The sequence below is a fragment of the Pontibacter pamirensis genome (assembly GCF_010015475.1).
Lineage (GTDB): Bacteria > Bacteroidota > Bacteroidia > Cytophagales > Hymenobacteraceae > Pontibacter > Pontibacter pamirensis.
This window is the reverse complement of sequence record NZ_SSNI01000005.1, coordinates 100382-123810: the sequence shown is the minus strand read 5'-3', so window position 1 is coordinate 123810 and position 23429 is coordinate 100382. Positions and strand designations below refer to the sequence as shown.

General features: G+C 50.8%; 20 protein-coding genes. 8 read left to right on the top strand and 12 right to left on the bottom strand.

Annotated elements, in window-relative coordinates; genetic code table 11:
• Positions 1-41: 41 nt before the first annotated feature.
• The 6 genes from E1919_RS06740 to E1919_RS06715 form a co-directional block, all read right to left on the bottom strand.
• Positions 42-1694, bottom strand: coding sequence for a chemotaxis protein CheA (locus E1919_RS06740; RefSeq protein WP_162052589.1), 1653 nt, complete (start codon positions 1692-1694; stop codon positions 42-44).
• Positions 1695-1879: 185 nt separating this feature from the next.
• On the bottom strand, positions 1880-2245 hold the full coding sequence (locus tag E1919_RS06735) for a response regulator (RefSeq protein ID WP_115566462.1): 366 nt from the start codon (positions 2243-2245) through the stop codon (positions 1880-1882).
• Positions 2246-2283: 38 nt separating this feature from the next.
• Positions 2284-2874 carry a chemotaxis protein CheW gene (locus E1919_RS06730; RefSeq protein ID WP_162052588.1) on the bottom strand — a complete coding sequence of 197 codons (591 nt, stop codon included), beginning with the start codon at positions 2872-2874 and terminating at the stop codon, positions 2284-2286.
• The gene (locus E1919_RS06725) at positions 2874-7151 is read right to left on the bottom strand and encodes a HAMP domain-containing protein (protein ID WP_237144065.1); all 4278 of its coding nucleotides are present in this window, start codon (positions 7149-7151) and stop codon (positions 2874-2876) included. Before E1919_RS06725 ends, E1919_RS06730 begins: the two co-directional genes overlap by 1 nt.
• 177 nt (positions 7152-7328) lie before the next feature.
• Complete coding sequence (locus E1919_RS06720; protein WP_162052586.1) at positions 7329-8078, bottom strand: ParA family protein; 750 nt, start codon at positions 8076-8078, stop codon at positions 7329-7331.
• 113 nt (positions 8079-8191) lie between these two features.
• The gene (locus tag E1919_RS06715; RefSeq protein ID WP_162052585.1) at positions 8192-8686 is read right to left on the bottom strand and encodes a SixA phosphatase family protein; all 495 of its coding nucleotides are present in this window, start codon (positions 8684-8686) and stop codon (positions 8192-8194) included.
• A gap of 163 nt (positions 8687-8849) precedes the next feature.
• On the opposite strand from E1919_RS06715, the gene topA reads away from it, so the two are divergent.
• Positions 8850-11312, top strand: coding sequence for a type I DNA topoisomerase (topA, locus tag E1919_RS06710; RefSeq protein ID WP_162052584.1), 2463 nt, complete (start codon positions 8850-8852; stop codon positions 11310-11312).
• 46 nt (positions 11313-11358) lie between these two features.
• Here the strand turns inward: topA and E1919_RS06705 are convergent, their stop codons facing one another.
• Together E1919_RS06705 and E1919_RS06700 are read right to left on the bottom strand one after the other, a co-directional pair.
• Positions 11359-12666: a Y-family DNA polymerase gene (locus E1919_RS06705; RefSeq protein ID WP_162052583.1), complete on the bottom strand. Its 1308-nt coding sequence runs from the start codon at positions 12664-12666 to the stop codon at positions 11359-11361.
• A gap of 3 nt (positions 12667-12669) precedes the next feature.
• Positions 12670-13116, bottom strand: a complete 447-nt coding sequence (locus E1919_RS06700; RefSeq protein ID WP_237144064.1) for a LexA family protein — start codon at positions 13114-13116, stop codon at positions 12670-12672.
• Positions 13117-13331: 215 nt separating this feature from the next.
• On the opposite strand from E1919_RS06700, the gene E1919_RS06695 reads away from it, so the two are divergent.
• Positions 13332-14027, top strand: a complete 696-nt coding sequence (locus tag E1919_RS06695; RefSeq protein WP_162052582.1) for an SIR2 family NAD-dependent protein deacylase — start codon at positions 13332-13334, stop codon at positions 14025-14027.
• A 271-nt stretch (positions 14028-14298) separates the two neighbouring features.
• Here E1919_RS06695 and E1919_RS06690 read toward each other — a convergent pair whose 3' ends face one another.
• Positions 14299-14604: a ferritin family protein gene (locus E1919_RS06690; protein ID WP_162052581.1), complete on the bottom strand. Its 306-nt coding sequence runs from the start codon at positions 14602-14604 to the stop codon at positions 14299-14301.
• A 303-nt stretch (positions 14605-14907) separates the two neighbouring features.
• Here E1919_RS06690 and E1919_RS06685 point away from each other — a divergent pair, with 303 nt between their 5' ends.
• Together E1919_RS06685 and E1919_RS06680 are read left to right on the top strand one after the other, a co-directional pair.
• Positions 14908-15084, top strand: coding sequence for a hypothetical protein (locus E1919_RS06685; RefSeq protein ID WP_162052580.1), 177 nt, complete (start codon positions 14908-14910; stop codon positions 15082-15084).
• Entirely contained in the window at positions 15059-15397 is a 339-nt protein-coding gene (locus tag E1919_RS06680; RefSeq protein WP_162052579.1) for a cytochrome-c peroxidase, read from the top strand. Before E1919_RS06685 ends, E1919_RS06680 begins: the two co-directional genes overlap by 26 nt.
• 370 nt (positions 15398-15767) lie before the next feature.
• On the opposite strand, the gene E1919_RS06675 is transcribed toward E1919_RS06680, so the two are convergent.
• Positions 15768-16826, bottom strand: coding sequence for an o-succinylbenzoate synthase (locus E1919_RS06675; protein ID WP_162052578.1), 1059 nt, complete (start codon positions 16824-16826; stop codon positions 15768-15770).
• Positions 16827-17086: 260 nt separating this feature from the next.
• On the opposite strand from E1919_RS06675, the gene egtB reads away from it, so the two are divergent.
• The 3 genes from egtB (at position 17087) to E1919_RS06660 (ending at position 20627) form a co-directional block, all read left to right on the top strand.
• Positions 17087-18361, top strand: a complete 1275-nt coding sequence (egtB, locus tag E1919_RS06670) for an ergothioneine biosynthesis protein EgtB (RefSeq protein ID WP_162052577.1) — start codon at positions 17087-17089, stop codon at positions 18359-18361.
• A 4-nt stretch (positions 18362-18365) separates the two neighbouring features.
• A complete protein-coding gene (gene egtD, locus E1919_RS06665) occupies positions 18366-19373 on the top strand; it encodes an L-histidine N(alpha)-methyltransferase (protein WP_162052576.1) in 1008 nt (335 codons plus the stop codon).
• Positions 19374-19520: 147 nt separating this feature from the next.
• Positions 19521-20627, top strand: a complete 1107-nt coding sequence (locus E1919_RS06660; protein ID WP_162052575.1) for a pyridoxal phosphate-dependent aminotransferase — start codon at positions 19521-19523, stop codon at positions 20625-20627.
• Positions 20628-20793: 166 nt separating this feature from the next.
• Here E1919_RS06660 and E1919_RS06655 read toward each other — a convergent pair whose 3' ends face one another.
• A complete protein-coding gene (locus E1919_RS06655) occupies positions 20794-21717 on the bottom strand; it encodes a M90 family metallopeptidase (RefSeq protein WP_162052574.1) in 924 nt (307 codons plus the stop codon).
• A gap of 35 nt (positions 21718-21752) precedes the next feature.
• Positions 21753-22748, bottom strand: coding sequence for an acyl-CoA synthetase family protein (locus tag E1919_RS06650; protein WP_162052573.1), 996 nt, complete (start codon positions 22746-22748; stop codon positions 21753-21755).
• A 69-nt stretch (positions 22749-22817) separates the two neighbouring features.
• On the opposite strand from E1919_RS06650, the gene E1919_RS06645 reads away from it, so the two are divergent.
• Entirely contained in the window at positions 22818-23372 is a 555-nt protein-coding gene (locus E1919_RS06645; RefSeq protein ID WP_162052572.1) for a hypothetical protein, read from the top strand.
• Positions 23373-23429 lie beyond the last annotated feature (57 nt).

Below are 23429 nucleotides of genomic sequence, written 5' to 3'. Positions count from 1 at the left end.
AGCATGCTCAGAGTTTAATCTTCGCAGCCCGGAAAATAATTTCAAACATGCTCCTGTGCCTGCCGCCTGTTCATAAAATAGCGTGTGGTGGCGGGCACATCCAGCACCAGGCACACTTTACCTGTTCCCAGCAGGGTAACTCCACCATACAAGTCAATCCGGTCGAGTGGCTTGCTCATGGGCTTTACCACAATATCCTGCTGCCTGTATAATTTATCTACAATTAAACCAATTTTCCTATTATTGTAAGAAACAACCACAATGTTCTGCACCTGCCCTTTCAACCTGCTTTTATCACCCAGACGCATCTGGTGTTCATCAGTATTCAGCAACTCGTGCAGGTATACCACCGTGATAGCCTCTCCTTTCAGGTCAGCAATCATTACATCGCCTACCTCATGCAACTCATCTTTGTCCAGGGCAATTACCTGCTCTGTGTGTATGAGCGGAATGGCATAGAATATCTCATCTACCTCGAACAGCAGCGCTCCCTTCACCGCAATGGATGTTGGCAGTTGCATGGAGAAGGTAGTGCCTTTTCCTTTTTCTGATTTTACCATCAGCCGCCCACCAATGGAGTCTATCGCATTTTTTACCACATCCAGCCCCACACCGCGGCCTGAAAACTCCGTTACTTCTTTGGCTGTAGAAAAACCCGGCTCAAAGAGGAACGACAGTACTTCTGCTTCCGTTAGTCCTTCGGCTGCATCGGCCGTAATAAGGTGCCGCTCCACAGCAGTGCGCTTAATCAGCTTAAAGTCCATGCCTTTGCCGTCGTCAGCGAGTTCAATCAGCACGTTTTCCCGATCGCTCTTTGCGCTCAGGGTCAGGTGCCCCATACGTGGTTTCTCTTTCTTCTCGCGTTCCGCCGGTGTCTCCAGCCCGTGCGTTACCGCATTCCGGACCAGGTGCAGCAACGAGTCCGTCATTATCTGCAGGATATTACGATCAATCTGTATATCCTGGCCAATCAATTCCAGATCCACCTCTTTTTTCTCTGCTGCTGCAATGTCGCGCACAATGCGCGGAAACTTGTTAAAAAGCGAGCCGATGTTTACCAGCCGCGCATCCATCACGCTGTACTGCAGGTCTTCCGTGATGCGGTACAGGTGCGAACTGACTGTTTTCAGCTCCTCATTGCCCATGTCCTTGCTGATGGAGAGGATACGGTCACGGTCAATCATCAGCTCTCCCACCAAGTTCATCAGGTGGTCCAGTTTCTTTATCTGGATGTACACCAGGTCCGACAGCGACAGATTCTTGGACGTGTTGTACTTCTGTACTTTTGCCAGTTCAATGGCACTGTCAGACAGATTTTCGACAATAATGTCGAGGTTGCGCAGCAGCACAGGGTCCGGTTCTGCCTCCTGATTACTGTCGATGTTTGTGATGAGTTCGCCCAACAGGTCGATCCCATCGAAAAGCACCGTGACCACTTCATCACTAAATGCCAGTTCTTTGTTTCGGATCAGGCTGAAAGCTGTCTCCAGTTTATGCGACACATCAGAGATCTGAAGATAGCCGATCGCCTTGGAATTGGCTTTCATATTATGCAGCAGACGGAATATTTCAGCCAGCGTTTGTTCGTCGTCCGGCTGTTTTTCAAGGGTACTGATATGCCTGTTCAGAGCATCGAAATACTCCAGCGCCTCGGCAATAAATATTTCTTTATACTCTTGTTCTCTCGATTTCATGCTACGCTGTCAGTTGCGCTGACCTGATACTGTCTGCCACATCCCTGCCCGGGCTTATACCCAAAACAGGTGGCACTGTGTTTTTGCCACTTACTGGCAAAAGGCGATGTATAGAATAACTTTGCCCTTATATGGTATCTCCGTTCAAGGCTTTTCTTTTCAAATCTGAGGTTAACATAAAGCTGTTAGTCTTCCGCCAAAACCTTGCTCACCACTTCCAGCACTTTTTCTTCTGAAAACGGCTTCACAATATAAGATTTTGCCCCATACTCCATCGCCTCATTCACGATTACCTCCTGTCCTACAGCACTCACAATGATTACTTTCATATCAGGTTGCTCTGCTTTTATGCCTTTCAGCACATCCAGGCCAGTGTTGTCTGGCAGAATAACATCCAGCGTAATCAGGTCAGGTTTTGTTTCCTTCGCCAGTTCCAGCGCCGTTTGTCCATTCGGCGCCTCCCCCACTACCTCGTAACCCGCATCCGACAGCATGTTTTTTAACAAGGTGCGCATATAGAAGGAGTCATCTACTATTAATATTCTTTTCATACTTAATTCAAGTATAGGTTTTAAAATTTATGCTTCCCTTACCCGGGGAGTTCCCTGACTTCATCCTGTGTCAGTATTTTATGCATGTCCAGCACTATGATCAGGCGATCACCTGTTCTGGCTAGCCCTTCTATAAAGTTTTCGCTGATATTCACATCCTGCAGAAAAGAAGGCGCCTTATCAATTTTCGATATCGGAAGGTTCAACGACTGTGGCATCTCTTTTACTGTTACTCCTATACTATAACCTTTCGCCTCTATCACGAGGGTATAGGTGAGGTCAGGGTTCAGACCGTCCAGCAAAGGAGCAGGCCTAATGTTGAAGCGATCCTCCAGGTCAATAATAGCGATAATATCCCCGCGAATGTTCGCCACTCCTTTCACAAAGTGTGGTGTCCGTGGCATTCGGGTGGTCGCTGGTGTAATGTTCACCTCTTTTACCTGCTCAATCTTGATAGCGTAATATTCCGCCCCAAGTTTAAACACGATGAGGTGTACCATTTCCTCCTTCACGGGCTGTGGCTCAGCTGCTTTCTTTCCTTCTGCAGCAGGCGCATCCATTGCAGCGGCTTTGTCGTTTTCTGCCGGCTTTTCCGCTGTTTTATCAGCAGTTTGGGTTTGCTTCGCCATTACTTCGTTCTTTTTTCTCCCGAGTTACCAGCTCCGCTTCTTCTGGAACCTATTGCCAGCCTGTTATTGCCGGTAGTAGCCTTCTCAATTTTTTGCGGCACAGGTATAGAAGTCAGGCGGCGGACCTTGCCACTGTTAAATACCAGGTTACCATCAATCAACTTAAAGGCAGAGATACTAATCTGAAGGTCTGCGGCAATGTCGTTTAGGTTCTGGGAAGATGAGGTAAGTTCCTGCATGGAGCCTGACAGTTGTTTGGCTGTGCTGGCTACCTGCTGTGTGCCGGATGCTGTTTGTTCTGCGATGGCCACCACTTCCTCCACATACTTCACCACGTCCCCGATAGAAGATTTCTGTATTTCCGTTGCCGTTAAGATGTCCTGGGCTGTGCGCAGCGTTTCGCCACTAGAGGCAGCAATGTTTTTGAAAGCGCCGGACGCCTCGAAGGTGGCGTTCTTTCCTTTCGACACCCTACCCTCCATAGTAGAGATGGCGGTAGCAGCCGAGGCCGTGTCTTTTTTCACATCCTCTACGAGCGTGGCAATTTCACTCGCAGATTTGCGTGATCCTTCGGCCAGCTTCCTTATTTCTTCGGCTACCACGGCAAACCCACGGCCTGCATCGCCGGCCCGAGCCGCCTCAATGGCAGCATTCAGGGCGAGTAGGTTTGTCTGCGCCGCAATGTCTGTGATGACTCCAAGTGACTTTGATATTTCTTGGGAGCGGGTGCTCAATACTTCAATTGTTTTGGCCGTCAGGGCGGCAGAGCTGGAGATTTCTTCCATGTTCTTCACCACTTCAGCCACCGTCTTCAAACCAATTTGAGAATTTTCCTCACCAAGTAAGGCCGACTTGTTTACAACCTCTGCCCTATTGGCAGTGTCTTTGGTCGTTTTCATGATCTCTTCGATCAATTTGAAGGCCTGGTCAGTTTTGAGGGCTTGGTTCTGGGCACCTTCCGCCATTTGTTGCATGGCAAGGGCCACATCCAGCGTTACTTTGTTCATTTCCAGTCCTTTGCCAGCCATTTCCTCAGAAGAACTTCCTACTATCAGCGACGAATCATTGATTTCGCCGAGCAGGGTATTTAGGTTTTCTACTGCTAAGTTCAGGGCATTGGCTGTATCCAGAATGTCACCGGCTGTGTGTGCCTCCACTTTCTGCGTCAGGTCTCCTTCGGAGATAGCGCGTACCACACGAGATACATCCAACATAGGCGTTACAATGGACTCCAGCAAGTCGTTTACGGTGTCTACGAGTTCTTTCCAGCTACCGCCCACACCTTGTAGGGTGGCGCGTTCTGTCAGTTTTCCTTCCACACCGGCTACCCTGGCCACGCGGCTTACCTCACCGGCCAGTCGGTTCAGGTCCACCACCATGGTATTAATCGTTTCTGCCAGATCGGCTACCTCTCCTTTGGCTTCCAGTGTCAGCTTTCTGGTCAGGTCTCCTTTTGATACGGCCGTTACTACCTGCACAATACCGCGCACTTGAGTTGTCAGGTTGCTGGCCATGGTGTTTACATTATCGGTCAGGTCTTTCCAGACACCGGCTACGTTTGGCACGTTGGCCTGGCCACCTAGTTTACCCTCCGTACCCACTTCCAGGGCCACACGCGTTACCTCCCCGGCAAAAATGTTCAGGGAATCCACCATTCGGTTGATGTTCTCCTTCAGCTCAGCCATCTCTCCCTTCACATCCACCGACACTTTCTGCGTCAGGTCACCTTTCGCCACAGCAGTAGATACTTTGGCGATGTCGCGCACCTGAGAAGTCAGATTGCTGGCCATGGTGTTTACATTGTCTGTTAGTTCTTTCCAGGTTCCTCGTACCTTCGGCACATTGGCCTGGCCACCCAGTTTACCTTCGGTACCCACCTCACGGGCCACACGCGTTACCTCGTCAGCAAACACGTTGAGCGAGTCCACCATCTGGTTCAGGTTCTCCTTCAGGTCCAGGATCTCACCACGGGCTTCCACGGATACCTTCTGGGTCAGGTCACCTTTCGCCACCGCAGTCGCTACTTTGGCAATGTCGCGCACCTGAGAAGTCAGGTTTGAAGCCATAGAGTTCACGTTGTCTGTCAGGTCTTTCCAGGTTCCACCAACGTTCGGCACGTTGGCCTGGCCGCCGAGTTTACCCTCTGTACCCACTTCTCGGGCCACACGCGTTACCTCGTCACCGAATATATTGAGGGAGTCCACCATTTGGTTGATGTTCTCTTTCAGCTCTCCAAGCTCCCCTTTTACGTCCACTGACACCTTCTGGGTCAGGTCGCCTTTGGCCACCGCAGTCGCTACATTCGCAATGTCGCGTACCTGCGAAGTAAGGTTCGAGGCCATGGTGTTTACATTCTCCGTCAGGTCTTTCCAGGTGCCGCCTACTCTTGGCACATTGGCCTGGCCGCCTAGCTTACCTTCGGTACCCACCTCACGGGCCACACGCGTTACCTCATCGGCAAACACGTTCAGGGAGTCTACCATCTGGTTCACGTTTACCTTCAGCTCAGCCATCTCGCCTTTCACGTTTACCGTGATCTTCTGGCTCAAATCTCCTTTGGCTACGGCAGTCGCCACATTGGCAATGTCCCGCACCTGTGAGGTTAGGTTGCTGGCCATCGTGTTTACGTTGTCAGCCAGGTCTTTCCAGATACCCGCTACGCGCGGCACATTGGCTTGGCCTCCTAATATACCTTCAGTACCCACTTCACGTGCCACACGGGTTACTTCCGCGCCAAACACGTTCAGCTGGTCTACCATTTCATTTAAGATGTCTTTCAGCTGCGCAATCTCGCCTTTCACATCCACCGTAATCTTTTGGCTCAAATCGCCTTTTGCCACCGCAGTTGCTACGTTGGCAATATCGCGCATCTGGAAGGTCAGGTTGCTGGTCATGGTGTTCACGTTGTCCGTCAACTCCTTCCATACCCCACCCACACGCGGCACGTTGGCCTGTCCGCCCAGTTTACCTTCGGTACCTACTTCGCGGGTCACGCGGGTTACTTCCCCGGCAAACACGTTCAGCGATTCCACCATCTGATTGATAATATCCTTCAGATCGGCAATCTCGCCCTTCACGTTCACCGTTACCTTCTGGGTCAGGTCGCCTTTGGCCACCGCAGTCGCCACATTGGCAATATCCCGCACCTGAGAGGTCAGGTTGCTGGCCATGGTGTTTACGTTGTCCGTCAGGTCTTTCCAGGTTCCGCCTACGTTCGGCACTTTCGCCTGACCGCCCAGCTTACCTTCCGTACCTACCTCGCGCGCCACACGGGTTACCTCGTCAGCAAACACGTTGAGCGAGTCCACCATCTGGTTCACATTGTCCTTCAGCTGCGCAAACTCTCCGCGTACATCCACCGACACTTTTTGCGTCAGGTTTCCTTTCGCTACGGCAGTAGCCACGTTGGCAATATCCCGCACCTGTGCTGTCAGGTTCGAGGCCATTACGTTTACATTGTCCGTTAAATCCTTCCAGATACCGGCCACGTTTGGCACAGAAGCCTGTCCACCCAGTTTACCCTCGGTACCCACTTCGAGCGCTACACGGGTCACCTCCCCTGCAAACAGGTTCAGGTTATCGATGGTGCGGTTGATGGTTTCGGCCATCACCTTGAAGTCACCGGAAACAGGAATCTGGAATGTCTCATCGAGATTACCTCTGGAGATGTTTTTCAACACCTTGCCTACCTCCAGTACCGGCACCGCGATGGAATCTACCAGACCGTTGATGTTGTTTATCATGTCTTTCCAGAAACCGGAGGCGTTCTCGGCAGAGGCACGGGCCTTCAGGTTTCCTTCCACACCGGCCACTTTGGAGATACGGGATACTTCACCACCTACCCCGCCAATCATCTCCACCATGGAGTTGTAGGCTTCGGCGATTTCGGCGAACAGGTCGTCGTTCTGCTTGGTCAGGCGAACAGAAATATCTCCTTTCTTAAATGCATCGAGGGCATAGAGCACATTGTTCAGTTGCTCGCTGATGTACTCGGGGTTATTCGCCAGCTTTGCCAACTTAGCCTGCTGCGAACTATCTCCTTTTGCTTTTCCGCCGTTTTTATCTCCTTTGATGCCATTAGGATTCACACTGCCCGGCACTGTAGCCGTAGCAGGCTTGCCAGCTGCCTGTGCTTTGGCAGGGGCAGCGGCAGGTTTAGCCGGTGCATCTGGCGCTGGTTTGGTGAGTTTGCCATTTTCTACACTTGATTTTGGAGCAGGGTTCTTCTCTTCTCTGGCTTCCACATCACTGATGAGCTTTTCTTTGCTCAACTTCAAGTTTTTACCTAAGGCCATATTCGTTTGATTGGAATGGGTATCGTTTCACTCGTTCTGCATCAAGCCGGCCTCAGGCCTAAAGCTTGTGTTCTTCTAATGCAGAGGAGCTCCAAATTGAAGTGCAATTTAACGAAAAAAGATGATGAATAAAATCAGGTACTTTTGTTGATTTACGCGTTATTCTTCCATGAATTCTGCTGCCAGCGCATGGTAGTCTTTTGCCCCGTTGGAGGATGCGTCGTAGTTGAGAACACTCTTTCCAAAAGATGGCGCCTCTGCCAGCTTCACGTTCATGCGGATATGGTTTTTAAAGATCTTCTCCTTTACGTTCTCCTGCAGGTACTCCAGCACCTCCTGGCTTAGCTTACGGCGTATATCATACATCACCACAACAATGCCTCTTATTTTTAGTTTCGGGTTCAGCGTTTTTCTCACTTTCTCCACCGTATTCATTATCTGGTCGAGGCCCTGCAGCGTGAGCACCTCCATTTGCAAAGGAATGAGCACCTCCTGTGCTGCTGTGAGGGCGTTCAGAGTCAGAACGGAAAGTGACGGCGGGCAGTCTATCAGCACATAATCAAAGTCCTTCACTTCTGCCAGTATGTTCTTCAGAAACTTCTCCCGCTCCGGCTGCGTCACAAGGGATATCTCAATATCCACAAGCTCGTTAGAGCCAGGCACTATCCAAAGGCCGTCCTTCTCTACAATAACATCATTCACGCTTTTGTTACCAAGGAAAACCTCCGCGAGTGTGGCGTCGGGGCTGGCCACCGCCAGCGAATACGACAGGTTACTCTGTGGGTCGAGGTCAAGCAACAGCACTTTCTTGCCTGATTTGCTCAGCGCGCTGCCCAGGTTTATGGTTGTAGTTGTTTTACCAGTGCCGCCTTTCTGGTTGATAACGGCCACTACCTTTGTTTTTGCCATGAAGTTTGTTTAGTAGGGCACATACCGCAAATGTAGCATATGCCATGCCTCTAAGCTATCAATTTTCTCTATAACTCCGAAATAGGTAAATGATCGGTGTACCTGAAGCATAGCTACAGCATCTGCTCCATGTTGTGCTTCAGCAGTACCCCAGTCTGCAGATGGATGCCTTCCCACTTCTCAAGCGGCAGGGCAACAGCCACTACATTAGCAGGTTCCAGGTAATTAACCTGCTGCCCGGCCAGGTCGCGAATCAGTTTTGTGAGGCCGGGGTTATGGCCTACCAGCAGCACCTGCTTCACATGCTCGGGCAGCTCACCTATACTTTTCAGCAGCTGTGACTCCCGCGCATTGTACAAATCCGGATTATAAGTGATATCTTCCTCGTCGAAGTATAAACGGGCGGCAATAGTACGTGCCGTAAGGCCGGCACGTGGGGCGGGGCTGGACAGCAGGCAGTCAATTTTAACGAAATTTTCGCGCAGCCATTTCCCTGTCTGGTTCGCCTGGTGCAGCCCGTGCTGCGTAAGCTCCCGCTCAAAGTCTGGCTGCAGCGGATAAGGGTCATACGCCTCTGCATGGCGGCAAATGAGTAATGTTCTTTGCATATAAAATTGAAGTGACCGTATAGGCTAAAGATAACTGAATATAAATAAAATCGGGCTTTTTAGCTCCTTGTTAAACCTATGTTCTACGGTTGAGGTTGTAATTGTTAGAAAAAAAGACTGAACTTTGGGCAAATCTGGATTTGCCCGCCTGTAAATATAAAGCATGACAAAAAACTTAGTTATAGTAGAGTCGCCTGCAAAGGCAAAGACAATCGAAGGATACCTGGGGAAGGACTTCACTGTGAAGTCGAGTTTCGGCCACGTACGGGACCTGCCGAAGGGTAATAATGCCATCGACATTGAGCATGGCTTTAAGCCGACCTATGTCGTGTCCAGTGACAAAAAAGAGGTGGTGGCACAGCTACGCAAGCTCGCAAAAGAAGCTGATATAGTTTGGCTGGCATCGGATGATGACCGCGAGGGTGAGGCCATTTCGTGGCACCTGACCGAGGCGCTGAACCTGAACGATGCCAAAACGCGCCGCATTGTGTTCCGCGAGATCACCAAAAGCGCCATCCTCAACGCCATCAGCACACCGCGTGGCATCGACATGGACCTGGTGAACGCACAACAGGCACGCCGCATACTGGACCGCCTGGTGGGTTTTGAACTCTCTCCTGTGCTTTGGAAAAAGATAAAAACAGGTCTTTCTGCCGGACGTGTACAGTCGGTGGCGGTTCGTTTGGTGGTAGAGCGGGAGCGTGAGATTGATCGCCACCAGGCCGAGGCATCTTTCCGCATCACCGCGAGCTTTGATGTGCAGGGCAAGGCGCTGGAGGCGGAACTGCCTACTAAGTTTAAAACAGAACAAGAAGCACAAGCCTTTCTGCAGCAATGCGTGGGGGCCGACTATACTATTGAGAACCTGGAGAAAAAGCCACTGAAGCGCAGCCCGGCTCCTCCATTCACCACCTCTACCCTACAGCAGGAAGCCAGCCGCAAACTGTACTTTTCGGTAGCGCAAACCATGACGGTGGCGCAGCGCCTGTACGAGGCCGGTAAAATATCTTATATGCGTACCGACTCGTTGAACCTTTCGGAAGAGGCGATACAAGGAGCCACGAGAGAGATAAACCGCTCTTTCGGAGAGCAGTTTGTGAAGGTGCGTCATTTTAAAACCAAATCTGCCGGGGCACAGGAGGCACACGAAGCCATTCGCCCTACGGATTTCTCGCAGATGGTGGCCAGCAGCGACCGCAACGAGCAGCGCCTGTACGAACTGATCTGGAAGCGTGCCATCGCCTCGCAAATGGCGGATGCCCAGATAGAGAAAACCACAGTAACGATTGGTGTCTCTACGCAGCCAAACCAGAAATTGCAGGCTACCGGCGAAGTCATCAAATTTGAAGGTTTCCTAAAAGTATACATCGAGTCGAAAGACGATGATGAGGAGGGTGCTGATGAGGATGTGAAAGGTATGCTGCCGCCGCTGAGCATCGGGCAGGCTATTAGCCTGCGCCAGATGCTGGCCACGCAACGCTTCACCCGCCCCGCCGCACGTTATACAGAAGCCAGCCTTGTGAAGAAGTTGGAGGAAATGGGCATTGGTCGTCCTTCTACCTATGCGCCTACCATATCTACCATACAGAAGCGCGGCTATGTGGAAAAAGACGCCCGTGAAGGGAAAGAGCGCAACTATCAGGTGCTGACGCTGAAAAGCGACAACATCACGACCCAAACCAAAACCGAGATTACAGGCGCTGAGAAAGCAAAGCTCTTCCCGACGGACACGGCCATGGTGGTGAACGATTTCCTGGTGGAGCACTTCCCGAACGTAATCGACTACTCCTTTACCGCACGTGTGGAGGCTGAGTTTGATGAGATTGCGCAGGGCCAGCAGCAATGGGAAACCATGCTGGACCAGTTCTACCAGAAATTCCACCAGCGCATCGAGTCGAGTGAAAGCATCAACAGGGCGGATGTCTCCGGGGCAAGAGAATTAGGTGCAGACCCTGCGACAGGCAAAACCATCCTGGCGAAGCTTGGCCGCTACGGCCCTTATGTGCAGTTGGGTGAGGAAAACGAAGAAACTGGTGAGAAGCCGGTATACGCTAGCTTGCGCAAAGGCCAGTTTGTAGAGAGCCTTACGCTGGAAGACGCGCTGGACCTATTCAAGCTGCCGCGCATTGTGGGCACCTTCGAGGACAAAGAAATGACAGCCGCCATTGGTCGCTTCGGACCATACATCCGCCACGAGGGCAAGTTCTACTCCCTGCCAAAAACCCTGGACCCGATGCTGGTAACGGCTGATGAAGCGGTTGACCTTATACAGGCCAAGCGCAAAGCCGATGCCGAAAAGCTTATTAAGTCTTTTGACGAAAACCCGGATATTCAGGTGCTCAATGGCCGCTACGGCCCTTACATTGTGGCGGGCAAGAAGAACGTAAAAATTCCGAAAGGCAAAGAGCCAAGCGAATTAACTTTGCAGGAATGCCTGGATTTAGCGGAGGCGACACCGGAGAAAAAAGGACGCGGCGGCTTCAAGAAAAAAGCAGACGCCGATACGCCTGCCAAGAAACCGGCTGCCAAAGCGAAAGCTGCAACTGCAAAAAAAGCTACCCCGAAAAAAGCCTCGGCTAAAACAACGGCAGCCAAAGCAGCGGCAAAGAAGAAGACTGTTAAATAACAAAGCATTTCCATATAAAAAGTCACTCCCAGCCAGGAGTGGCTTTTTACGCTTTAATGCGCAGCAAACCTTTTAAAGATGTGGTATATGGGCTGGATAAGAACTTCTTTTGCAGCATCCAGGGAGCTCTTTTCTCTTCTTCAACGTCTTTTTCATTTTTATTTCCCTGTACCGCATATTTCAGCGCATGATGGCCGAAACGCTGGCGCAGGGTGTCCAGGGTGTCCATCAATTTGCTGTGCTTTTCCCCGTTCTGGTTACTGAACAAATCCAGCTGCACCTCCGATGCCGGCACAAGGCCATTTAAGATGATACCGACCTTTACATAGCGCTTGCCGGGCCGGAACATATCTTTCAACAGGTGCATGGCGCGCGGCAGCAATTCAAGTTCACTGTTGGTGGGCTGCGGCAGTTGTATGGTGCGGCTGTTACAGTACACATGCTCCGTTACGGCAAAGCGGTTCGTCATCAGAAAAACCGTGACACCGCTGGCGCAGCTGTTCTGCCTGCGCAGCTTGGTGGCGCAGCGCACAGTATGTGTAGAGAGCGCCTCTTCTATATCGCACAACTCCGTGAGCGGCCTGCCAAAAGAGCGCGAGGTGCAGATATTTTTCTTGTCCGGCGTCTCCAGCTCCAGGTCCTGGCAAGGCTGCCCCCGGAGTTCCAGCAGCGTGCGCAGCCCGGTTACAGCCATGTTTTTCTTTACCCAGCCATCCGGCATTCTGCTCAAATCCCAGGCGGTCGTCACGTTCAGCTGCTGCAACCGCTTCGCATGCTGCCGCCCGATGCCCCACACGTCTCCGACAGGTGTTTTCCGCAGCGCCTCCTCCGTTTCGGCTGCTGTATGAAGTGCCAGCACGCCACCTGCCTCCGCTCGTTTTTTTGCCAGCCTGTTAGCCAACTTGGCCAACGTCTTTGTTCCCGCCGCCCCCACCGACACAGGTATACCGGTCCACTTCTTCACTGTCTCCCGGACGCTGCGCCCCCACTCCTCCACCTCCTCCGGCTTCAGGTGGCTCAGGTCCAGAAAGCATTCGTCGATAGAGTAGATTTCCAGGTTGGGGGTAAACTGCGACAGCGTACTCACCACGCGTCGCGACATATCGCCGTAAAGTTCATAGTTGGAGCTGAACACCTCCACCCGCTCCCGCTTTATCAAATCTTTCAACTGGAAGTAAGGCATACCCATTTTTATACCAAGGGCTTTGGCCTCATCAGACCGGGCAATCACGCAGCCGTCGTTGTTGCTGAGCACCACCACCGGCACATCTTCCAATTCAGGCCGAAAAACCCGCTCACAGGATACATAAAAACTGTTGCAGTCTACCAGGGCGAAACGTAGAGTTGTTGTCATGCATTACACTTTTTTAACGATGCCCACTACTACACCCCAAATCCGGCCCATGTCCGGGTGGTTAATCCGAATACTCTTGTACTTCGGGTTTTCAGGCTCCAGGTAAGCACCATCGGGTTTGTCTATTAAACGTTTAATTGTGAACTCACCGGCTACAAACGCCAGTACAATGCGCCCGCTCGTCGCCTTCAGAGAACGGTCTATCACCACGAGGTCTCCGGGCTCTATATGCGCTCCAATCATGGAGTCACCCTCCACACGCGCCAGAAAAGTAGCCGTTGGATTCTGCGTGATATACGCGTTCAGGTCAATCGGCTCCGCATCGTAATCTGCTGCGGGGCTTGGAAAGCCCGCCTGCACGGCCGATGAAAATAATTCTAAGCGATGCGCTGTCATATCATGTAACTGCATCACATCCGGTCTGTCTATGAGTATAACTTCTGCTTTCATACCGCTATTTTACGAATTAAATTAGTATTAGCTATATTTTATGCTAAATATTTTAGTATTTTATTTTAAAGATTCTTCTTCTGATCATTGTAGCAGTTTGATTATTAGCTCTTAATGTCTGCAAAACTCCTAGGGTGGAACAGCACTGGCAGGAGGCAACGCAAGCAGAATAGTTAGGGTATAGAGGTATGAGTGTAAATCAAATGTAGTATAAGATGAAAAAACGACTGGTGGTATTAACAGGAGCCGGAATCAGTGCCGAAAGCGGCATTGCCACGTTCCGGGATGCAAATGGGCTTTGGGAAGGGCATGATGTGATGGAGGTGGCCTCGCCGCAGGGCTGGCGCAAAAACCCGGACCTGGTGCTCGACTTTTATAACCAGCGTCGGAAAAACGCCCATAGCGTAGCACCTAACGCCGGCCATCAAGCGCTTGCTGACCTGGAGAAGGATTTTGATGTGCGCATTATCACTCAGAACGTAGATAACCTGCATGAACGCGCAGGCAGCAGCAACGTCCTTCACCTGCACGGCAAATTGTTTGAAAGTCGCAGCACCCTGGACCCCTCGCTTATATACCCCATGAAAGGCTGGGAACTGAAGAAAGGCGATAAGTGCTCGCGCGGGTCGCAATTACGGCCTAACATTGTATGGTTTGGGGAGCCGGTACCTATGATGGAGCAGGCAATGCAGGAGACGATGCAAGCCGATATCTTTCTGGTGGTAGGCACTTCGCTGGTGGTATACCCAGCCGCCGGCCTCGTGGACTTTGTACCCGACAACGTGCCCATTTTTGTAGTAGACCCTATCCTCCCTGAAATGCGTCGTCGCCCCAACCTGCACCGCTACGAGGAGAAAGCCAGCACCGGCATGGTTAAAGTGGCGCAGGTGCTGCGGGGGGAGTATTTGTAAATATGATAGTTATACTACATATGTCGAACTTAACTGCGCTGTGGCAACTACTTAGTTCAGACTCAAGTGCCGCTGCATGCTTGTTCAGGCGTCTGAGCATAGCTTGTGTTGCTAGGATACTCCCGCACCAGCAAAGACATCACTACCCTACCTGCTCTGGCGAATCGCTGCCTTACTTTTAACTAAAGCATAACTTAACATAATACTTCAACTACAGTCATCGAAATAGAAGTAACTGCCTGTTTGAATCTGGCTATACAGAAATAATGGACTAATCTTCTGCCTCTTCCCCTCTTTCCACAATATCACCTTCTGTAAAGAGGATGGTTTGCATCATCTCACGCCAAGCAGGCTTTTTGCGCAGCAGAAACTCCAGGTCCATACCGAAGTGCTTAAATTCCTCGTTCTGCGCATTTTTCATAATGGCTTTCGCCTCTTCGTCTTTCTCTACCGATATACGCTGCTCATACCAACTAATGGCTTCGGCTTCTTCAATAACGGAGGTGATCATGCGCACAAAGGTACGGGTGCTGTCTGACAACTCGTGGGCTGGTTCATGGTACTGTTCAGTAGGCATAGGTTATGCTGGATAAGGTGAATGAATATGTTATACCCTACGCTTCGCCGGTTTTCTCGGTTGCCAATGCATGGTGTAGGCTGTATATTAAGGAACTGGGAGGCAAAGGACTTGTCACTAAATCGCTGCGATAACCTTCCTTTCGCTTAAAATTAGAACCAGGCATCAGGCTAACAGACAACAAGGCTATCAATGGTTCTGTAACGGAACACTCCCTGACCTGCAGTTCCAGGCAATACTGATTCGATACAATTGATTTATGAATATTTACGTTCTCCCCTTATAGCAGCAAGCAGATCAAGTATGGCAGCTTTTTGTAACGTACTCTACCTGGCAGTCATCCCGCTTTCCTTTGCCTGTTCTCCGGACAAGGAAACGGAGCCTAAAGTGGAGCCTTACGCCCCCTACACCCTATCAACTGACGATTCCGAGTCATATTCCGGAGCGCTTTACCGTGCCGCCAGACAATGCCTTAACTGAAGAGGGCGTGGAGTTGGGGCGGCACCTGTTTTATGAGAAGAAACTTTCCGGCAATAACACCATGTCGTGCGGCAACTGCCACCAGCAGACCAAAGCCTTTACCGACGGCAAGGCGCTGGCGGTAGGTATTGACGGCATTGCGCACCGGCGAGGCGCGATGTCGCTGGCCAACATGCTATGGTTTAACCAGTTTAACTGGGATGGCGGCACCTTTAGCCTGGAAGAGCAGGCGCGTGGCCCCATCGAAAACCATGATGAACTGCACCAGGATATAGCAGAGGCTGTACACGAACTACAGGCGACCACGCTTTAACCGCCCCTTATATGCACGACGGTCGTTTCCAGACGCTGGAGGAGGTGCTGGACCATCACATGTCAGGTATAGCCGTATCATCCCACTTTAGCTGCAGAGTTATAGCATCGTGGCCAGCTAGGAATCCCTATATCGGAAATCGGAATCAGATAAGCGAAAACTCATTGCCTTCCTCCACACGCTGACAGACGAAAGATTTATACATGAGAAAGTCTTTTCTAGGCCAGAGTAAGGTATAAGTTTTACTTGCTGGTCTGGACCTATTGCCTCAAGATTTCAGCTTAGAGCTTTTTTTGAAACATGTTCTCAACTTGCATGGCTTGGTTTTGTTCTCTATACTACCGCAAATTGTAAACTTGCGGTAGTAGTATTACAACTCCTCCCCTCTATACCACAACTGCCCCTGCTCTATCTGCAGTGCTGATGGGATGTTGTTGTGGTAAAGCTGTCCGGTGCCCAGTCCCTGCGGCATGGTGATGTAGTAGTTGGCGGTGAACTGGCTGATGGCGTTGAGGCCGATGTTGGACTCTAGCGCAGAGGTTATCCACCAGCCGATGCTGTGTGCTTCCGCCAACTCTATCCATTCAGCGCTGGCAGCGAGGCCGCCTAGCAGCGTTGGCTTCAGAATAATGTACTGCGGGTTTATTTTTTCCAGCAAAGCAACTTTTCCCTCCGGCTGCTGCACACCTATCAGTTCCTCATCTAAGGCAATGGGCACAGGCGTATAGGCACAGAGTTGCGCCATGGCTTCATGCTGCCCCTGCCTGATGGGCTGCTCAATGGAATGAAGCTCGTAGCGAGCCAGCCGCTCCAGCTTTTTATAAGCCTCCTGCGGCGAAAAGGCACCGTTGGCATCTACACGCACTGTTAACTCCTGCGCGCCAGCTACCTCGCGTATACTTTGAAGTATCTCCAGTTCCTGCACAAAATCCAACCCACCTATTTTAAGTTTCAGGCAGCTGTAGCCTTCCTTCAGTTTCTTCTCTATCTGCGCCTGCATAAAGCGACTGTCGCCCATCCAGATGAGGCCGTTAATGGGAATGCCGGCCTCCCCGCGGCTGAAAGCATTGTTATACAGATGGCGCCGGCCGCCGTGCTGCAAATCGAGCAGCGCCGTTTCCAAGGCAAAACGCAGCGCCGGCCACTCCTGCAGTTGCAACTCCTTCGGCAGTGGCTTTTCCGCCTGCAGCTGTACCTGCTGTCCATTTACCAATTGCATCACCTCCTGTAGCTTCTGCTCCAGGTCAGGGCGGTCATCGATGCTCAGTCCGGCCAGCGGCGCGCATTCTCCTACTCCTATTATTTCCGGTGCATGCTCCTGCCATAAGTTCACGTAATAAAGCTTGTGCTCTGAAATGGCACCGCGCGAGGTGCGGGCGTCAAACTTAAACTGCAGGGTGTGGGGCGTATAGCTCAGGTTGAGACTCATGTGTTGCTGCTGTTGTTTTTGTGGCAAGATAAACCATAAACGGCAATTCTGACGTAGATGAAGATTCAAGTAGAAGCATACGGTAGCTAATTATTTTAAATTAATCTCGTACGCTTTAACTGAGCACCTGTAGCTGCTGTCTCACAGTACGGCAACTTTTACTATGTTACGGTGAAATTTCTAAACCTGCGGCCTCTACACTTGTTCAAATCTAAAGCCATTACCTTAAGAGGTAAAATAAGCCCAACCAACAGAAATATATGAGCACCATTTTTACAGCACCTGCCACACAACAAACCATACAGCAATACCAACAGATTCGGGCCCGCACTGAATCTGTTTGCCAGCCGCTGGAACCGGAAGACACCGTGGTACAACCCATTATAGATGTAAGTCCTCCCAAATGGCACATGGCACATACCAGCTGGTTCTTTGAAACGTTCCTGCTGCAGCCGTACCTGCCGGGCTATAAGCTTTTTCACAAGCAATACAGCTACCTCTTCAACTCCTACTATAACAGCGTGGGCAGCCGTGTGCAGCGCGACCAGCGCAGCACCCTCACTCGCCCGCCACTGCGCGACATTTACGCTTACCGCCAACACGTGGACGAGCACATGCAGCGTCTTTTCCAGCAACTGGATGAAGAGAAACTAGCAGGCTTGTTGCCCCTGTTGCAGCTGGGCCTGCAGCATGAGCAGCAGCACCAGGAGCTGCTCATCACCGACATCAAGTATATCCTCAGCACCAATCCGCTGCTGCCGGTTTATAAGCCACAGCAACAGCAGCCAGATAATAATCAGGCAACTAAAGCTACTTTCTTAGAGGTTCCGGGTGGCACGTATACCATCGGCTTCCAGGGTGAGGGCTTTAGTTTTGATAATGAACTGGGCGTGCATGAGGTGCTTTTGGAAAGTTTCCAAGTCATGAACAGGCTGGTGACCAATGGAGAGTACCTAGAGTTTATGCAGGATGGCGGGTATAAGGATTTTAGGCATTGGCTGGATGAGGGGTTTGCGCTGGTGAACAGCCAGAACCTGGAAGCACCGCTATACTGGGTGAAGCAGGAAGATGAATGGCATCGCTTTACAATGCACGGACTGGAGAAAGTGAACTCAAATGACCCGGTGTGCCACCTGAGTTTTTATGAAGCAGACGCCTATGCTAACTGGGCTGGAAAGCGCCTGCTCACAGAGTTCGAATGGGAGGCGGCATCGCAGGTATACCCGCCTGCAGGAGGAAACTTCGTGGAGAGCGGGCTGCTGGAGCCTACCGCCGCGGACCCTTCAACTGAAGGATTGCAACAGCTGTATGGCGATGTATGGGAATGGACCTACAGCGCCTATCACCCCTACCCGGGCTTTACGAAAGCACCCGGTGCCATTGGCGAGTATAACGGCAAGTTTATGCTGAACCAGATGGTGCTGCGCGGCGGCTCCTGCGCCACTTCTGAAAGCCACATCCGGACAACCTACCGCAATTTCTTTCACCCCGATAAGCGCTGGCAGTACAACGGCATCCGACTTGCACAAAAATAATCAGATGGAATTGACTCCAACAGTAGCCCCCATGATAGATTTGAGCCGCCAAGAGGACGGTACCAACAGTACAGAAACCTTTGCTAAGGTTGTGGCCGAGGGACTCAGCCAGGAGCCAAAGTCCCTGCCTTCGCGCTACTTTTACGACGCCGCGGGCAGCAGGCTTTTCCAGGACATTATGGCGCTGCCAGAGTACTACCTGACCCGCTGTGAGTTTAAAGTGCTGACGGAAAACCGGCAGGAAATGGCGAAGCAGTTTGCTGAAAATAGCTTTTTTCATTTGATTGACTTGGGTGCCGGCGACGCCATGAAAACTAAAATCCTGCTGCGGGAGCTGAATGAGCAGAAAAGCGCTTTCGATTACGTGCCCGTGGATATATCCGGAGACGCCATGCGGCAACTCAGTAATAGCCTGCAACAGGAAATGCCTTCCGTGGATGTACAGGCGGTAGTAGGAGAATATTTTCCGGCACTGGAATGGCTGCAGGAAAACAAGTCCGAGCGTAAGGTCGTGCTGTTCCTGGGTTCCAACATCGGCAACTTTAAAGCAGATGAAAGCAAACACTTTTTGCAGCGCATCTGCAGCAACCTTAGCCCCGGGGATAAACTACTGATGGGCATCGACCTGCGTAAGGACCCTGATACAATTTTAAGCGCTTATAACGATGCGTCCGGCGTAACAGCTGAGTTCAACCTGAACCTGCTGCGCCGCATTAACAGAGAGTTAGGTGGCAACTTTGAGGTTGAACAGTTCCGCCACTACCCTATCTACAACCCGCACGAGGGGGTGATGCGCAGCTTCCTTGTCAGCAAAAAGGAGCAGGATGTGTATATCCGAGACACTGGCCAAACCTTTCATTTTGATGCCTGGGAATCCATTCATACCGAAAATTCGCACAAGTATTCGCTGCAGCAGGTGTCGGAATTGGGGAAAGCCTGCGGTTTCAGTGTTGAAACGGTGTTTCAGGATGATGCCTGCCGCTTTGCTGACGTACTTTTTACTGTGGGTTGAGCTGTATAGCCCTTATTGCTATTGAGCTCTGTTCTGCCGCTGGTGTGTGTTCTCACCAACAGCTTGCTGATCAAAGACACAGCAAAAGCGGCTTATATCTTTTAATAAACTACTTCTCTCGTAGAACTGAAAATCTACCACCCTACCATGGAACACATCTCCCTTGCCTCCGGCTCAAGCTATTTCCGTAGCCCGGGAGCCGCCACTGCAGCCGCCATCTCTTCTTTACAAGCCGGTAAAACATTTTATGGCCCCACCGAAGGAACACCTGAACTGCGACAGGCAATTTGCAACTTATACAAGAGTGATGGACTTAGTGTAAGGCCGGAGCAGGTACTAATTACCCCTGGCAGCAAGCAGGCGCTGTTCAATTTGTTCACTATACTGCTGTGCCAGGGAGACGAGGTGGTGGTGCCGACACCGGCCTGGTTTGGGTTTCATGAGCTGATGAAATACAGCAAAGGGATGCTGGTGCCTCTCCCGACACAGCTATCCGAGCACTATACGTTAACACCGGAAGCACTTCGCAAGAACCTGAACAGCCGTAGCCGTATACTTTTACTAACAAACCCCGGCAACCCAACCGGTCGCGTGTATACCAAACAGGAACTGGAGGCACTGCTGGAGGTGACGAACGAATTCCCGAACTTATATATCCTGTCAGATGAAATATATGACCGTGTTACTTACAGCAGGCCTTTTACTTCTCTCCTTTCCTGCAAGGGGGCAAAAGAAGAAAAAATCCTCCTTATAAACGGCTTCTCCAAGTCTTTTGCCATGTCAGGCTGGCGCCTTGGCTATATGCTGGGGCCAGAAGAGGTCATCAAAAAGTGTATTGATTTCCAGGGAAGCACGCTGGCTGGCGTGAGTGTTTTCCTGCAGGACGCGGCACTGGCTACTATCGAAAAGCAAGACCAGGCACTCCCTCCTATGCTGGAGGTGCTGGCGCAAAACAGGCAGCTGATGCAGGAAGGGCTGGACGAAATACAGAAAGTGAAGTACTATACACCCGACGGCGCCTACTACTACTTCCCTGACTTCAGCCATCACCTCAACAGGGAAACACCGTCCGGTGAAACGATTATTACGTCCGTCGACCTCTGCCGTTACCTCCGCGAAAGCCACAATCTGGAACTCGTACCCGGAGACTACTTCGGCGCTCCCGGCCATGCCCGCATGTCCTTTGCCATCGAAACACCAAGATTACAGGAGGCTATGCAGCGGCTGAAGGAAGGGTTAGGAGCCTTGCATTGATAAATTGTTAATTGATAACTGTTGCTAAGTTTACTTGATGTGTAAAGAAGCAAGTAGCGTAATTGGGGAAACCTGCACTCCTTTTATTGTTAAGAATAGCCGCGCCCCCGCAGCGTGTGTACCAGCGAGTGTCTTTCCCCTTCCTCAAACAGCAATTAACGAACAACTAAGCTGCTGACTTCTTAAGCCTGCAGCACTTCTTATACTTCTCGCCGCTACCGCAGGGGCAAGGTTCGTTGCGGCCAACGCGTTTGCCGTAGGGATTCAGTAGCTCCTTAAAGTTGATCCGGAATCGGCGCTTGATATTCTTCTGATGAAAAATCTCTGTCAGCAGCTTGTATAGCTCTGGATGCTTTTCAGCCAGTTGGTCGGGCTTCTCGAAGAAATACTCCGTAACAACGGCAAAGAATTCTGCCTCGCTGGTAGCGCCATAGTTATTGATATCGGATTTACCTTGCTTGATTTTCTTTATTTTCCGGTACATCAGTTCCTGCCAGGGCCTTATTAGATCGTCTGGCAAATAAGCTTCCGGTGTACCGTCTATCTCTCCATCAGCCTGGTCCAGCATATGGGCAAATTCATGGATGCCCACATTCTTCCGATCGGCCATGTCGTTGAAGCCACGCTCCAGCGCAGGTTTGGAAAGGGTTACATAGTGGTCGTTCTGGAAAGGGTTTACGCGCCCCAGCACTTCTGAAACCGCCTCATTGTTTTCGTTTTTATAGCGCTTGATGCTTCCCGGAAACACCAGTACCTCACCCAGGTTCTGGTACTCCCAATCCCGGAAACCGAAGATAGGAATGATGGCACTCGCGCCAACCAATACCTTCGTCAGGTTGTCCACCACCACATCTATGCCGGTAACCCGCTTCTCTGACAGGAAGAGTTGCAGCATCTTCTCAAAGCGCCGCTTGTCTTCATCGGATTTCAGGGTATGGTAAAAGCCAACCCGGTCTATCAGAATTTTGCGCCACTCTGCCGGGAACTCCTGCGCCAGCACTTTTTTGCGCCTGCGCGTTTTGCGGGTGGCCCACCTATAAAAAAGCAGGCATACGCCTGCTACCAGTGCAATAAAAACTATGTAACCCATGCCTCTATTAAACGCGCCCTATGCAGGAAAGATGCTCAGACAACAAGTAAATTACATCCTCTTATATCTGAGTTGTCGAAACGCCCAAGCACTTCAAAGCTGCCATCCGTGTGAACACGTCCAATATCTTTGGTCTCAATAAAGGCGCAGGAATCAACATTAGCCAGATCTATCACGTTGATGCCGCCAGAGCGGTGCTCAGGGCTGATATCGAAGGGATCGTTAAGGTCGCGGAGGAGGATGCGCATGGTATAGCCGGGCCAGAAAATGCCTTCGCCTTTGGAATAACCCTGTGAGAGAAGTTCTGTCATGCCGTACTCGGAGTGAATAGCATCAACGCCAAAGCCCTTCTTTAGCTGTGCGTGTAACTCTTCCCGGATCATCTCGCGGCGGCGGCCCTTCATTCCTCCCGTCTCCATTACAATTACGCCGCCAAAGTCCTCCTGCCCTTTCAGTTCTTCTGCCAGGTCCAACAAGGCGTAGGAAACTCCAATCAGCAAAACTTTCTTTCCACGTTGCCTTGCCTGCCGCAGGGCCTGCAACAATTTGTCGTGCTCGCGCAGGTAAAAACCGTTCTCCTGCTGCCCCGTCTTCTTAACAAAATGGTCAACCATAGCCACCAGCGAAGAACCACCCTGCTCAAGGTAAGACGGCAGCAGGGCCAGCACGACATAACTTTGCAGCGGTCCGTAGAACTTCTCAAAGGTGCGCTCTGTTACGTGATTATACAATGTAAGGTCGGACACAAAGTGGCGGCTTCGGGTTTGCCGGGTTGTGCCGCTGCTGTAAAAAACAGTCTCAGCCTCGAAAGCGTCTGTTTTTACTTCGTGTTCCTTAAAGAACTCAATCGGCAAAAACGGAATCTGCTCCGGCACCTGTACCGCGCTTTGTTCTATACCCAGATACTGGATGTATGACCTGTAAACAGCATTGTGCTGCGCCTGGTAACGGAACAGGTCCAGGGCAGCAGTGTTAAAGTCTGTAATCTCCTGTTGCTGCAGCAGGCTGATATGATGTTTTTTATAGTCCATTGAATACAACAAATCCTATATTTCCTGCGTTAGTTTTAGTAAATTTAGCTTCATTTTCTAATATCCTATATGAAATACCTCCTAAAGTATAGCGCAGCACTGCTGCTGCTGGCCTTGTTGGTTAGTGGTTGCCGCGAGGAACCAAACTATCCCGATGAACCTGCTATCACGTTCGATCGCGTAGACCAGTACACCTATACTAAGAACAGAATTACGTTTGACTCCCTGGTAGTGGTTGTGGATTTCACGGATGGTGACGGTAATTTAGGGCTCCGAAGGACTCCTACAGGCAATTCTGATCCTGATTTCCAGCCACCTTTTGATCAAAGTTCTCCTTATTTCAACAACTTTTTTGCAAATCTACAAATCAAACGGGGAAGTATTTATGTCCCTTACCCTTTTCCGGTAGCAAGCCTGAACCTAAACGGCCGTTTTCCACGCCTCTCCAACGATGACCAGGACGAAACCCTGGAAGGGGAGATAAGATACACCCTCACCAACTTCTCTAATGACATTTTTGACCCGAGGGATACTGTTCGCTTTGAAATATACATTTATGACAGAGCACTGAACAAGAGCAACGTGGTTTATTCAGATGATGTCGTGCTATTTCAGGGGGAATAAATAAAACAGCTTAACCATAAAAAAACCTGACAGTTAAACTGCCAGGTTTTTTTATGG